Genomic DNA, 12,909 nt, shown 5'->3' with positions numbered 1-12,909 from the left:
ATTCGGTTAAGGGCTTTGTAGAACCGGTGCTTATTGAACCCTGTCTATCAGAGAATCAATACAGGTTTCTAACAGATCAGGGGAAACCGCTATCAAATCCTTGTCCCCATCAGATATTCCAAAAGAATGATTCCCTTCATATGTCGACAGGACAATTACATCGACCACGGATGTGTTTGTATCACGATCTACGAGTTGAATTACTGCCGCTAAGTTCTCTGGAGCATCTGTAATACGCTGCATTCGTTTCCTGTAGGTAGTAGAGTTAATAGCTTCAACTAGAGATTCTACTGTATCAGGATCGCTGATTTCAAATGCTGGCGCACCGGAAACAGAAATATGCAAGCAATCATATTCAGGAGGAACCTGATATTCGACGGGACTCAATAACCAGTATCCGGAAAAGATAAAAACAAGAATTACTAAGCCTATGATAATTTTTGTCCGCATGATGCTACCTTTTTACAGCAAACCCAGTTCTTCAAGCTCCCAAGTTAAGGATTTCGGGAATACCGAAGACGAAGTCGCTCCACTCTCGTCATTTACGGCTGTAATTCCATTACCAGAATCGTTTCCCGAGGTATCGACCAGATATGTTAAATTATCATTTGATAATTCATCAATTTGATTAGGAGAAATGTATGCGTATACATCTGTAATCCCAACCAGATTAAAGTTTTGTTCTGCCGCTTGAGTATACATCAAATTCTCGGTATATTCCATACCCTTATCGGTAAGCGTTGCGATAGTTACTCGTGTGCCATCTTCCATTATACCCCTGAGTTGAATTTGTTGTAATTCAACATCATAATTGCTGATATAAGTTTGCAGTTCATCAAAAGAGAGGTATTGGGAAAAAGTAATAGTAGCCGCAATGTGGGAAGAGGATTCCACTGTTTGATCTATTGTGTGATTGATATTATTTATGTTATCAACGTATTCTGCCAATTGATTACGAGTTTGGATATTTTGCGGCTGTATTATGGGAGAGGTGCTATCTGCACTTGCGAAGCTGCCAAATAGTATAGTTGGACAAAGCAATAGCGCAACAATACTTAATCCCCAAAACTTTTTCATGAATAAAACCTCCGTTTCTGTCTAAGCGTGATAAGTTAGTTGAACAGTTCAAGGATACCCTGCGGTTTTACCATAAGATAGATCGGCCAATTGTTTATAGCCTCCCGCAATAACGTTATAATCTGAAACACCTTTTTCGCTCAGCTCGGCATGTACTCTAAATACGTTGCTGAGAAAACCCTTGCGATAGTCGGTCCAGGAAGCTGTCATGCTATAGGTTTTTCCAGCAGTTAAAGAGCCAAATATGACAATTTCGGCTTCATTGTAATAGTCATGGCCACTATTCGTTTCAATGTCTGTTTTAATATTTGGCGCGGTACTTGTAACCGAATACGCATGGAAAGAATTCCCGACATCCTTTATATCAATACCAGTATACTTTTTAGAAGTATTGTATGCATTGATTTTAGACACTGCTGCTGTGGTATAGCTGAAGTTAACCTTAGTGGAAACGGTTGTAGAGGCAGAATTATAGGTGCCAGTGATCGATCCTGTAGTCGGGTGAAAAAGATTAAATCCCGACGGTGGTGTGCTATTACAACTAAAATTGGCGCTTTTAGTATTTGTAGCGGCAAAAGCAGGGACGGTTAATAGGGATAGAATTAATATAAATGACATTGCTTTGCGAATTAAAAACATATCTTTTATCTGCTTCATGTTACGAGCCTCCCGTTTTGACAATAGAGAATTGAGTTGCAAAATGAACTAGACTCTTAAATAAAATTCATACTACTTTAACTCTCGTTTTTGCGATCAAATGTTTAGCTTTTTGAATTAAAATATCCCTTCTTTCTGTAGGTATTAAGAATTGTTCCAAGTATTTTCGCGCCAACAAAAAATCTGGAACTTTATTCTCTAACGTAGAGAGGGAGAATATTTAGATAATCTTTCTTGACGCTCGAAAAGATAATGAATGTTTTCTCCCCCTCTATCTAAATAACACCAAGTTATCCTCATTTGTGACGAAAAACTTAAATTTCTCCAGAAATATTTTTTTGAATTTTTCGTCACAAATAGTCGATTTATGTGTTATTTAATTGGATGGGTTACGCAAAACAGGCTTAAATTTTATTTTATTGAAAATTTTTGAAAAACGCCGTAAAATAGAACTGCAATAATAGTATTATTGGTATAGATTGTTTTCCGCCGAGCGAGACTATTTTAAAATTGTTTCGACGCTCGAAAGGATGAACACATCTATGGAATTTACGGTTGACTATGCAGAAATCGGTCGAAACATCAGCCTGTTCAGGGAACAAAAAGGTTGGTCACAGTCCAAGCTTGCTGAGAAAACAGGTCTTTCTGTGCAGCATATCAGTAATGTAGAAAGAGGTACGGTAGTCAGTTTGCCTGCATTGCTGTCGATCTGCTATGCATTGGGAGCCGATGCCAACAGTATTGTAGGTGCAAACCTGCCTAATACAGTTAAAGTTGCGCATCTTAATCAGCTTTTGGGGATACTTGCGGCCAAGCAATTTGATGTTGGAGTCTTGGAACAGATTGTTTTGCTGGTGAAACAAATTCAAGCACTTCAAAGCGGCGAATCTACATAAGCATTTAAGGGGGGAACTGGATTTTGGATAATCAAAACAAGTCTTATTTTGATGATCTGTATGGCAAATATTATTTAGACCTTTTCGGTTATGCAAAGTCCATTGTCAAAAGCGATGCATTAGCGGAGGAAATAGTACATGAAGCGTTCCTCATTTTACTTACAGAACAGGACAACCTTCAAAACCATACCAATATCTTTGCATGGCTTGTTACAGTAGTGCGGAATCAATCATATAACGAATTGCGTGAACAGAAAAGTCATAATGAAGTATCTTTAGATGAGGTCCCGCAAATCGCTGCGGAACAGCAGGATATGGTTTCTTTTCAAGATTCGTTACCAAAGGATTTGAAACCGGAAGATCGTCAACTCCTCACTTGGCGGTATGAAGAACGCATGGAATATGAGGAAATTGCTAAAAGGCTTGGCCGCTCCTATGATGCGACTCGTGCGCAGATGCATAGAGCGAAAAAGCGTTGCGCTAAACTCATGGAACGGGAACGAAAAAAATTAGGCTGATAGAAAAATGTCCGTCACAATTTTTTGTGTTTCCGTGTTATTCAGATGAAAGAAAATATGGGAGGTGCTATGGGATGGAGAACCCCAGACAGAATAACTCCTTACCGGACCATGAGCATTTAGCAGAACTGAAAGCAAAAGTAAATCAAATGGATGAATCTAATTTTGATGAAAAGATATTCCATGAGTATTTAGATGCTTTAGGTGATGCTGCCAAACCGAAAGAACCAATTGATGTGGAAGCCTCTTTAGATCGTTTTCGCAGTAAACATGCGCTGCTGATTGCGAGACTGGATGAAAAGAAGAAAGCTCAGTCTGCAAAAACAGCCAAGAACTCTCGCCGGAAACGATGGGGGTACCGCTTGGTCGTAGTTGCTGCGGTAATTATAATCTTAAATGCTATGTGTATAGCAGCTTTTGGACATAGCATGTTCAGTTATGCCGCAAAATGGGGTGAAGAAACTTTCGGATTTTTCCGTAAATCTGATTTTGAAACATCCGAAGATGGAAATATCGTTTACTATCCTGATGGCTCATCGCAGAATCGTACCGGCATGCCGGAATACGATCGCGGAACCTATACGGAGATTCCGCAGGAAAAACAGCCATTATACGACCAGAATGCGACGCTTGGTTCGAACGAGAACCCACTTCCGCTTCCGGCAGCCGAATCAGAGTCCCAATTTGCCAACATACCAGATACAGATGTTGCCGCTTTGGGTTTGGAAAAAGAATCTTCTGAATGGAATCAAGCCCATACGATGGAATATATCTATATCGTCAATAGCGATATCATTGAAACGGCTGAGGCATTTGGCGTTTCGGAAAAGCTTTTTCCGACCGTCTTTCCAGAGGGATTTGTTCAGGCAGAGGTTCGCGTAACCAAAGATTATAGAGACAATACAACGGATTTCTCTGCCTATTACACAAACCCTGAAAGCGAATATGTTTTTTCGGTTGACGCTATGATGATGACAGGAGCCAGCAACGGAGTATTCGAAAAGGACGACAGGCCGGTAATAACCTATACGGTAGGAGACATCGATTGGTACATCATGCATAATTTGGAGAATGTATATGCTGTGGCGCTCATAGGAAATCGTGAGGTTTCGTTCGGCGGCCCAGTATCGGTTGAAAAAATGAAACAGATCGTGGATTCCGTTTACGAAAGGAATTAAAAAATGAAAAACAAGATTAAGAGAATGGTTTCGGTTCTTTTACTGGTCGTATGTGCGTTGTCTTTTAGCGCACAGGCTGCGGTATATGAAAGCAAAGAATTTAGGAAAACGGAAGCATCGCTTAGTGCTACGTCGTCTACCCTGTATTTGGATTTTTATGTAAAGACCAACACTATCAACAGCCAGCTTGGCATTAAATCCATTAAGCTGTATGATGTAACGACAGGCAGCAACAAAATTTATGCCGGCCCCATGTCTTCGGGGATTGAGTATCAGGATAGCTGCGCCGTGCCCGCTACCAAGGGTCATCGCTATTATGCAAATGTTACGTTCTATGCTGATGGTTACACAAAGCAGATCAAAACAAATACAATTACGTTCTGATTGCTAATTGTCAAGTAAAATTTATAAGCGCCCAGAGAGGTTAACTCTCTGGGCGCTTTATTTTTAGGTAAACAGCGTGGAGGTATCAATAAGATAATCTTTTCCTTATCTATTGCGACAATGCGTTAACTCCTGTTTTTTTATTGTGCTACTTTTTGTCCTTATGCGTTCTATTCGATAGGCTGCATAAATTATCTGTATTCAGCAGCAGCGCAACAAGTATTTATAGCTCTTGGTTTCATTGCCGCGGCCCACCCGCTTCATTTCGATTCAACAAACAATCGAAATGGAGGATAAAAAGGTGGAAATCAACTTAAAGGACTATTATTACTGGTACATAACAGATGAATTGATTAATGTTTCGGAGGAAATTGCCGCAGAGCTTTGTGCAGGTAAGCGGTATGAATCCGTATACAGCCGGCGCATGAAACGCAACAAAGTCATTTCTCTGGATGCATCAACGAATACCGAACGATTTATTTCTTTGCATGAACTGTCACCGGAGCAATGCCTTGTGCTGATGGAAGAATACCAAAAATTATGCCACGCCCTTAATGCTTTGCCGGATGCTCAGGGACGCCGTATTGAAGCACATTATTTGCTGGGACAGTCGGTACAGGATATCGCCGCAGAAGAAGCCGTTACCTGCCGTGCGGTACAGGCGTCTATCCAGCGCGGCCTGAAAGCCATGCGAAAATATTTCTAATTTCCCTGTTCAGGGTATTCGCATTTGCCGTGTAAGTGACCTTATAAGTAGAGGGAGTTTTTCTCCCCGTCGAAAGGCAGTTGATGATATATATGATTGCATAAAATAATTGCAGGTAAATACAGGAAAGGCCGGAAGCGGAAACGGGGGGCGCCCTGTTCCCACTCCGGCCTTTCCTGTTCCATAACGATTTAATGAGGGAAATCAAATGAAATGGGTTAGTGTAAATAAGAAACTGCCGGAACAGTATTCCAAGGTCCTGTGCCTGTACCCAAACGGCAAAATGGACGTGCAGTTGTACCTTGGCAGGGACAGCTTCCGGCATGAGCTTTACGGGGCGTGTATCTTCTGGTCGGAAATACCGCCCAGGCCGAAAGAGTTTTATAACCGCAGGCGGTAGTCATGGACCTGACGCACAAAGCGGTAGACCGTTTGCGTCTGGCAGCGCAAATGAGTGAAACATATTACGGCCAGCCTCTGGTAATTGCCACGAGCGGCGGCAAGGATTCAGACGTATGCCTGCACCTTGCCGCCGCTTCCGGTATCCGATACGAGGTCATGCACAATCATACCAGCGTGGACGCGCCGGAAACCATGTACCATGTGCGGGATACGTTTCGGCGCCTGGAACTTGCGGGAGTGAAATGCACTGTCAATTATCCGGTTTACAAGGGCGTACCGGTCAATATGTGGACGCTTATCCCGCAAAAGCTCATGCCGCCTACAAGGACAGTGCGTTACTGTTGTGCGGTCCTGAAAGAAACGGGCGGCGTCGGACGCATGATCGTGACCGGCGTCCGCTGGTCTGAAAGCGTCAAGCGCCGGAACAATCGCGGTGTCTACGAAAGCGTGCCGCATGATATAAGCAAAAAGGTCATTATTAATAACGATAACACGGATACCCGCCGCCTGTTTGAAAACTGCAAAATACAGGCGAAACGGGTCTGCAACCCTATCGTAGATTGGACGGACTATGATGTATGGTCCTATATCCGAGCGGAGAGGATCACCGTCAATCCGCTGTATGGCTACGGTTTTCATCGTGTCGGCTGTGTCGGCTGCCCCATGGCAGGGCGGCGGAAGCGCTTTTTTGAGTTTGGGCGGTACCCAACGTATCAGCGCGCCTACATCCGCGCATTTGACCGGATGCTGTCAGAACGTGCGGCGCGCGGTAAACTGGACGGTTCATGGCGGGCAGGGACGACCGGCGAGGATGTATTCCGCTGGTGGATGCAGGACCGGAATATAGACGGGCAAATGAAAATCGAGGGCTTTCACGGATAAAGCCCAGCTTGTACCGCGTGGGCTTCCACGCGGTTTTGTCATAGATAAGCCAAATTTGAAAAAAGGGGGTGGTTCCCATGTGCTGTTCCGCGCATGGGGTGCCCATGCAGCAAGCCCGAAACGAGACCAGAACAGAAAGGGATGGGAAAATGGCATTTTTGAAAAAACACTTGAAACGGGCCATATCTATGTGGCTGGCCCTGCTCTTTTCAGTACCGGCGCTTCCGGCCACGGCGTTTGCCGCGCAGGATAACGCCAGTACGCTTGCCGAGGTCACCGCAAAGTTTCTTGACGCGGAGAACGGAAAAGCAATCACCGAACCGGAAACGTACCGTGTCACGCATGAGGAACGGCATCCGCAGAAGATAGCAAACTACACCTACACCGATTACACGGAAAGTGTCGAATATATCTACTCCCACAAGGACCTGACGTATATTATCGGCTATCCAGACGAAAGCGTGCGCGCGGATGCGTCCATGACCCGCGCGGAAGCCGCAGCGGTGTTTTACCGCCTCTATGACAGCGAATATCCGGCGTTTGAACGGCGCATGTCAAACAATACGTTTGACGACGTAAAAACCGGCCGCTGGTTCTACAAGGAAGTGGAAACGCTGTATAATATTGGCATTGTAGACGGTACGAATGAACACAGATTCGAGCCGGACGCACCTGTTACCCGCGCCGAGTTTGCAGTCATGGCCGCGCGCTTTGCCGGACTGGACTACAAGGGCGGCAACATCTTTGAGGATGTTCCGGCCGGTCATTGGGCGTACAGCTATATCAATGCCGCTGCGGGTGCAGGCTGGGCGGAGGGCTATCCAGACGGCACTTTCCGGCCGGACGAACCAATCAGCCGAGCCGAAGTCGTGCGGCTGGTAAACGGTATGATAAACCGCAGCGTTACACTGGACAAGCTGAAAGAATTGGGCGTGAAATGCCCGTACAACGATCTGGCGGAAAAGCATTGGGGCTACTGCGGCCTGATGGAAGCTACCGTTCCGCACAGCGCGGAAGAATGGCATGGCCTGTCTTACCATGACGGCAAATATAACATCATCATCGAGAAGTTTGTGGACTCCGGCGGCAGGGAACTGGCCGAGACTGTCACGACGGCAGGCAGGGCCGAGACTTCGCCCAGGGCCATTCCCGCCTATGAGTACCGCGGCTATATCCGCACGATCACCTATCAATACACGAACGGGGATGCAATCCCCTCCATCGAAAAAACAGCGAATGTCAAAACCGCCAACGTGGGCGATACCCTGACTTACACCGTGAAGTTATCCAATGATAAAGCGGCTTCTTCCGCGTGGAAAGAGGTCGTGCTTACGGATACACTACCGAATGGGCTGACATTCATAGATGGCAGCGTGTACGCAGATAACAAGGCGGCGCAGCACTCGTTTGAAAATAGCCAGCTTACCGTCAAGTTGGGTGACATTGCCGCGGGACAGACGGTAACGGTAACATTCAAAGCCGCGGTCAATGCGGATATGTACAACCAGACAATCTTCAACACCGCTGTTGCCCAGGGTAAAAACGGCACCGTGGAGGACGGGAACGGCAGCGAGACCGGCAAGTATGAGGACACGGACGACGGCGTGCATATCAATAAAGGCGATACCGCGCCCTATGTCACCAAGACAGCGGACAAGCCCTCTGCCATGGTTGGCGACAAGCTCACCTATACGGTCACGCATGGCAATGCGGAGGGTGCGGTCTACAAGATCGAGGGCGCGGCCATGACCGACGTTATCCCCGCCGGACTTGATTTCGTGGATGGCAGCGTGCAGGTGGACGGCGCAGCGGCAAGGTATTCTTTCGATAATGAAACACGCATCCTAACCGTGCCGCTGGGCAGCATTGAACCGGCGACGGAAAAGGTTGTCACGTTCTCGGCGGCCGTGAATGATACAGCCTATGGCAAGATGGTTTACAACACGGCAGTTATGACAGGCGACAATATTCCAGATGTTGAGGACACAGACGAGGGTATTGCAGTGGGTGACGGCAAAGCCCGCCCCAGTATCGAAAAGACGGCGGACAAGTCCTCCGCCAGCGTAGGCGATAAGATCATCTATACCCTGACGCTCTCAAACAGTGAAACGGCAACGGTGCCGATGGAAAATGCGGCCGTTTCTGACAGTATCCCTTCCGGCCTGACGTTCGAGTACGGTTCGGTTATGCTGGATGGCCGCCCGACAAGCGGTTACACCTATGACGAAGCGGCCCGCCTGCTGACCGTGCATGTTGGCAGTATTGACCCTGACGCCAGCCAGACGGTTTCTTTCGCCGCGACGGTGAACGGGGACGCCTATAACAGTACCATCCAGAACCTTGCCACCCTGACTTCGGATAACACCGAGCCGGTACAGGATAAGGATGATGGCGTTGTGATCGCGGACGGCCGCACCGACCTGTCGGTCGTGAAGTCAGTCAATACGCCGGTGGCAAAAGTGGGCGACCGGTTGACCTACACGGTGCAGGTGTCCAACGGCGCGGGCGCGCAGGTCAATATCCGCGACGTGGTAATGCGGGATACCGTCCCTGACGGCCTGACTTTTTCGGGTAATGTCACGGTAGACGGGTATGCGGCGGCTTATCAGTTTGATAATACGGCCCATACGCTGACTGTCCCGCTGGACAGCATCGCACCCAGCCAGACAAAGACCATTTGCTTTGATGTGCTGGTGAACAGCACTGCTTATGGCATGACGATTGAGAACACGGCGGCTGCATCCGGCAGCAACACACCAGATGCAGAGGGTACGGACGATGGCGTGACCATAGAGGACGGCGCGGCGGATGGACACGCGGGCGCAAAGTCCGCAAACCGGACGACGGCGCGCGTGGGCGATACGGTCACATATTCTGTCACGCTGGAAAACAGCGCGCTTGCAACGGCGGACTGGACGGGCGCGTCTGTGACCGACGCCCTGCCGGACGGCGTAACCTTTGCAGGCAACGTCCGGAAAGACGGGCGGGCGACCACGGAATATTCCTATGATTCCGCGGCCCGTACCCTGACGCTTACGCCCTACGCGATTGCGCCGGACACACAGGCCGTTTACACCTTTGATGTGACCATAGACGAGGGGATGCAGGGCGCATATATCGTCAATACTGCAATCCTGACAGACGGTGATAAACAAACGCCCCTGCCGGACGCCGGTGTACAGATTGACGGGGGCGAAGCGGACCCGATTGTGAACAAAACTGCAAGTGTGACCGAAGCGGAGGTAGGCGGTACGTTCGCCTATGAGATCACGGTGAAGAACGGCAACCATGCAACCGCACCCTGGAAAAATGTCGTGGTGTACGACACGCTTCCCGCAGGCGTTAAACTGGTGGGCGGCGTGTATATCGATAACAGGTCGGCGCTGTATAAGCTAAACGGAAGCGCGCTGTCTGTACTGGTTGGCGATCTCGCTGCGGGTGAAAGCGTGGTGGTGTCGTTTGAAGTCCAGGTAATGGATAACGCAGCCGGTACGACGCTGCAAAACAGCGTGGATGTGACCGGCGACAACGGCGGCGATACCGCGGCTGACGGTGGAGTGACCGTGCCGGAGATGGACAAAAATCCTGCTGGCCCTGCCGGCTTTTATGTAGCAAAGGACGTGGACAAGACGGTAGTTGATGTAAGCAGAGGTGCATCGAAAGAAAAGCAGACGGCAACTTTCACGATAACGGCAGGCAACAACAGCTCCGAAACATGGGAAAACGTTGTGCTGAAAGATACGCTGGACACCTCCATGCTGACGCCTGTTTTACAAAACAATGTTTATGTGGATGGCGTCCTGAGCGATCAATGGAGCTTCGCCAATAAGGTTTTCACCTTGGAACTGGGCGATATTGCACCAGGACAGGTGCATACGGTTGTGCTTACCGTTCAATTCAAGCCTGATGCGGGCGGGAAAACCTATGTCAACTATGCAGCCGGTGAGGGTGATAACGGAAATGCTGTGGGTAAAGCTCCTGAAATTGCGATTGTCAGTTCGGTTCTTGACCCGCTCACAGGTATCCACTACCAGCTATTCAACGGGTATGAGGACGGGCTTTGGCGTCCCTCGGACCGTATCTCTTTGCAGGAAGCGTGTACCGTAGCGTACCGCCTGATTTCAAACGGCGGCAACACATGGCTGGACCGCGGCACTGTGACCGTACCGGATTACGAGTACAATATCGCGGAAGAAGCGAAGTATTTCGTTTCCATCGGCGTACTGCCGCAAAGCTCGTTCGATACGACGCAAATGACCGAAGATACAGATTACGAAGTAAATTACGAGATTACGGAAAAAGGGTATCTGCGGATTTGGGCGACGGACGGCCAGCTTAACACGCTGGTACGGTATGTCACGGGAAACAGCGCGGGGCTGAGCGGTAATGTATCCCGTCTGACGTTTGCGAAGCTGATCTGCCAGCTTACCGGCCGCGATACCGCCCCTGATACCTCCGGCTTCAGCGGGCATATCCAAAGCTATCCTGATGTAAGCGGTTCGTCTGTAAGCATCGTGACTGAGGTTTCGCACGAGCACGACTATGTGCTGGATACAGACGGCAAAGAATACTGGATTTGATAGTCCAGGGCAAAGGAAATCCCCCGTTCCAAACGGGGGATTTCCAATGTCATAACTGGTTCAGTTCTTCCGCGGAAAGGATATTGAAAAGCTGGACAGCGTAAACCTTTTCGCCCTGCACATAGAGGGAGACTGCTGCTGTTTTGGAACGTGTATTCAACATGTTTTCTCTATGTCCAGGGGAAGCGTACCATTTGTTTAAGTTTTCCTGCGCATCTATGGGGAGTATACCTAACAGCGCATTTTCGGTATTGCAGCCTTTTCCTACGGTTGCAAACATTGAACCATCTGGACGGGTATGCGAAATATCCCCGTCCCGTTCATCCACTATCCAAAGCTCGCGGGAACGAATATCCGCCCATTCCTGCACCTGCAAAGAGTACGCAAGACGGTCTAAGCCGTTCTGCTCGCGCAGGCCGTTGATCGCATCGAATGTGGCGTTCGCGAGGTCATAGTCCCAATAACCGCCGTATTCGTCTACTGCTGATTTTCCGGTTGGGCGCTGGCTGGTTTCATCCGTGACGGTTTCGTGATCGCCGGCCGGCTCATTGCCGGTATTGTCCTCTGGTGCGGGCGTTTTGTCCGGCGTCTCCGTTCCGCTTCCAGCCTGTAAAATGCTTTCCGCGTTCATCAGCATTGTTGCGGCTTCGGCGCGGGTGGCTGTCCCCTGCGGGTTCAGCTTTCCGTCCGAGCCGTTGATAATACCCTTGTTGACGCACCAGTTCATGGCCTGCGAAGCGTAACGGGAGACTGTTTGATAGTCCGAAAAATCGTAGTATTTATCCGGTATGAAGCCAGTATCCGTATCAAGACCCAGACTGTCCGCGTATCGGTACAGGATGGCCGCCAGCTGCTCACGGGTAACAGCGTCATTCGGGCCAAACTGTTCGTCACTGTATCCAGTGACAAGGGAATTCATACGAGCCCAGTAAACCGGCGTGCCATAATACGCTGCTGCATCTACATCCGCATACGGATAGCCCCAGCTGCTTTCCGGCATATCGGGTGTTCCCGCCAGCCGGTACAGGATGGTCACGATCATGCCGCGGCTGGTGGTGGCGTTCGGGCTGAAAGCCGTATCTGATGTGCCATTCATCAGGCCGTTTTCAAAAACATGGTTGACCGCGTCATAATACCAGTCCGAAGGCCGGACGTCTGAAAGGTCTGAAACACTGGCGGCCCCAGCCGAACAGGTGACAGCCGCCGCACACAGGATAGAAACGATTTGTTTTTTCATAAAGTCATACCCCACAATGGAAAACAGAAACGGTTATTACGGTTTCATTATATCATGCTGCTGTCTGTTCAGACAGCGGGCATAGCGCACAAAAATAAAGGAATTATGCTATATCAATCCAAGGCAGGAACAGGAGGGTTTGTAAAGCTATGGATTATAAGGTTTTAACACAGGATGATTTGCTGGAAATATTCCCGTTTGGAAAAAGCAAGCTGGGGCAGTTGCTGCGTTCCGGCGTCCTGCCGGTAGTAAAAGTGGGCAGGGACTATCTGATAAGCGAAAAAGAGCTTGACCGGTGGTTTGAACGGAACAAGGGACGTGAAATTTTCTACTGATTGGGGCATGGGCGTTGCTTTGAAAGGGCTGCATGGCGTATAATAACTATGTTAGTT

At 48.5% G+C, this 12,909-nt stretch carries 13 protein-coding genes; 9 read left to right on the top strand and 4 right to left on the bottom strand.

From position 1 onward, the window contains the following. Nucleotides 1–30: 30 nt before the first annotated feature. Genes H8S45_RS07880 through H8S45_RS07870 form a run of 3 tightly spaced genes read right to left on the bottom strand, consistent with a single transcriptional unit; the run spans nt 31 to nt 1,734 of the window. On the bottom strand, nt 31–450 hold the full coding sequence (locus H8S45_RS07880) for a hypothetical protein (protein ID WP_159068138.1): 420 nt from the start codon (nt 448–450) through the stop codon (nt 31–33). Nucleotides 451–462: 12 nt separating this feature from the next. Continuing rightward, nucleotides 463–1,077: a hypothetical protein gene (locus H8S45_RS07875; RefSeq protein ID WP_107631389.1), complete on the bottom strand. Its 615-nt coding sequence runs from the start codon at nt 1,075–1,077 to the stop codon at nt 463–465. 48 nt (nt 1,078–1,125) lie between these two features. Further along, nucleotides 1,126–1,734: a hypothetical protein gene (locus H8S45_RS07870; protein WP_107631388.1), complete on the bottom strand. Its 609-nt coding sequence runs from the start codon at nt 1,732–1,734 to the stop codon at nt 1,126–1,128. Between the two features lie 542 nt (nt 1,735–2,276). On the opposite strand from H8S45_RS07870, the gene H8S45_RS07865 reads away from it, so the two are divergent. The 8 genes from H8S45_RS07865 (at nt 2,277) to H8S45_RS07830 (ending at nt 11,280) form a co-directional block, all read left to right on the top strand. Further along, entirely contained in the window at nt 2,277–2,630 is a 354-nt protein-coding gene (locus H8S45_RS07865; RefSeq protein ID WP_107631387.1) for a helix-turn-helix domain-containing protein, read from the top strand. Between the two features lie 23 nt (nt 2,631–2,653). Further along, entirely contained in the window at nt 2,654–3,148 is a 495-nt protein-coding gene (locus H8S45_RS07860) for an RNA polymerase sigma factor (protein WP_159068137.1), read from the top strand. 74 nt (nt 3,149–3,222) lie between these two features. Then, nucleotides 3,223–4,326, top strand: a complete 1,104-nt coding sequence (locus H8S45_RS07855) for a DUF4367 domain-containing protein (RefSeq protein WP_107631385.1) — start codon at nt 3,223–3,225, stop codon at nt 4,324–4,326. A gap of 3 nt (nt 4,327–4,329) precedes the next feature. Further along, on the top strand, nt 4,330–4,710 hold the full coding sequence (locus H8S45_RS07850) for a hypothetical protein (protein ID WP_107631384.1): 381 nt from the start codon (nt 4,330–4,332) through the stop codon (nt 4,708–4,710). 301 nt (nt 4,711–5,011) lie between these two features. After that, on the top strand, nt 5,012–5,416 hold the full coding sequence (locus H8S45_RS16750) for an RNA polymerase sigma factor (RefSeq protein WP_159068136.1): 405 nt from the start codon (nt 5,012–5,014) through the stop codon (nt 5,414–5,416). A gap of 208 nt (nt 5,417–5,624) precedes the next feature. Further along, the gene (locus H8S45_RS07840) at nt 5,625–5,816 is read left to right on the top strand and encodes a hypothetical protein (RefSeq protein WP_107631382.1); all 192 of its coding nucleotides are present in this window, start codon (nt 5,625–5,627) and stop codon (nt 5,814–5,816) included. 2 nt (nt 5,817–5,818) lie between these two features. Next, complete coding sequence (locus H8S45_RS07835) at nt 5,819–6,700, top strand: phosphoadenosine phosphosulfate reductase family protein (protein WP_242977881.1); 882 nt, start codon at nt 5,819–5,821, stop codon at nt 6,698–6,700. Nucleotides 6,701–6,888: 188 nt separating this feature from the next. Further along, nucleotides 6,889–11,280: an isopeptide-forming domain-containing fimbrial protein gene (locus H8S45_RS07830; protein WP_186949897.1), complete on the top strand. Its 4,392-nt coding sequence runs from the start codon at nt 6,889–6,891 to the stop codon at nt 11,278–11,280. A 49-nt stretch (nt 11,281–11,329) separates the two neighbouring features. Here H8S45_RS07830 and H8S45_RS07825 read toward each other — a convergent pair whose 3' ends face one another. After that, nucleotides 11,330–12,517, bottom strand: coding sequence for a CAP and S-layer homology domain-containing protein (locus H8S45_RS07825; protein WP_107631380.1), 1,188 nt, complete (start codon nt 12,515–12,517; stop codon nt 11,330–11,332). A 149-nt stretch (nt 12,518–12,666) separates the two neighbouring features. Between H8S45_RS07825 and H8S45_RS07820 the strand changes: the two genes are divergently transcribed. Beyond that, on the top strand, nt 12,667–12,852 hold the full coding sequence (locus tag H8S45_RS07820; protein WP_107631379.1) for a helix-turn-helix domain-containing protein: 186 nt from the start codon (nt 12,667–12,669) through the stop codon (nt 12,850–12,852). Nucleotides 12,853–12,909 lie beyond the last annotated feature (57 nt).

This window comes from Agathobaculum faecis (genome assembly GCF_014287995.1).
GTDB lineage: Bacteria > Bacillota > Clostridia > Oscillospirales > Butyricicoccaceae > Agathobaculum > Agathobaculum ammoniilyticum.
The sequence above is the reverse complement of the archived record's forward strand: the minus strand, read 5'-3'. Positions and strand labels throughout refer to the sequence as shown.